The organism is Streptomyces sp. NPDC059455, assembly GCF_042750115.1.
In the GTDB taxonomy this organism is placed as follows: domain Bacteria; phylum Actinomycetota; class Actinomycetes; order Streptomycetales; family Streptomycetaceae; genus Streptomyces; species Streptomyces endocoffeicus.
Window position 1 is genome coordinate 19,730 of sequence record NZ_JBHYVB010000073.1, and the last position, 706, is coordinate 20,435.

At 71.5% G+C, this 706-nt stretch carries 1 protein-coding gene; it reads right to left on the reverse strand.

The genetic code is table 11. From position 1 onward, the window contains the following. Nucleotides 1-72 precede the first annotated feature (72 nt). Entirely contained in the window at nt 73-450 is a 378-nt protein-coding gene (locus tag ACFXB5_RS24945; protein ID WP_385211636.1) for a winged helix-turn-helix transcriptional regulator, read from the reverse strand. Nucleotides 451-706: the final 256 nt, after the last annotated feature.

A 706-nucleotide genomic window follows, 5' to 3' on the forward strand; every position in this document is an offset into this window, starting at 1 on the left:
GGTGGGGGGCGGGGGCGGGCGCTGGTCTGAACCCGCCCAGGGCCCGCGTGCGTGCGTACCGGGCGCCTCGCCTCAGCGAGGACCGGTGGGCGCCGTCTCCTCACCGTCGTAGTCCAGCCGGGCCCGCTGGACCTTGGGCAGATTCTCGTCCGACCAGGTCGCGAGCGTGGCGAAGAGCGGGCCCAGACTGCGGCCCAGCTCACTGATCTCGTACTCCACCCGGGGCGGAACCTCCGGGTGGTAGGTGCGCCGCACCAGCCCGTCGCGCTCCAGTTGCCGCAGCCGCTGGGTCAGCACCTTCGGGGTGATGGTGCCGATATGGCGCTGCAGCTCCACGAAGCGCTGACGGCCGTGTTCCTGGAGCGTCCAGAGGATCGGTGTGGTCCAGCGGCTGAAGACGATGTCGACCACCGGGGCGATCGGGCAGGCCAGTTCCGGTTCCTTGGACATAGTCACTTTCTTCTAGGTACCTACTATCCCCACGATGCTAGCTTCACCGTGCCGCGCGGCGAGGAAAAGGTCCGTCACTGTGAGAACGGGGAACTGCACATGATCGTGGTAACCGGAGCGACCGGGAATGTCGGCCGACCGCTGGTGGAGACGCGGGGCGGCCCCAGCGGGGGCGGGGCAACAGGGTGCGAGGGGGCCGGTTGGGGGGGGGGCCGGGGGCGCGCCGGGGCCCCGGGGGCGGGGGGGCCCGCGCGGG

What these genes read in the sequence shown, in the direction of transcription:
- ACFXB5_RS24945 (WP_385211636.1), bottom strand. Translation starts at nt 450, where the DNA reads ATGTCCAAGGAACCGGAACTGGCCTGCCCGATCGCCCCGGTGGTCGAC.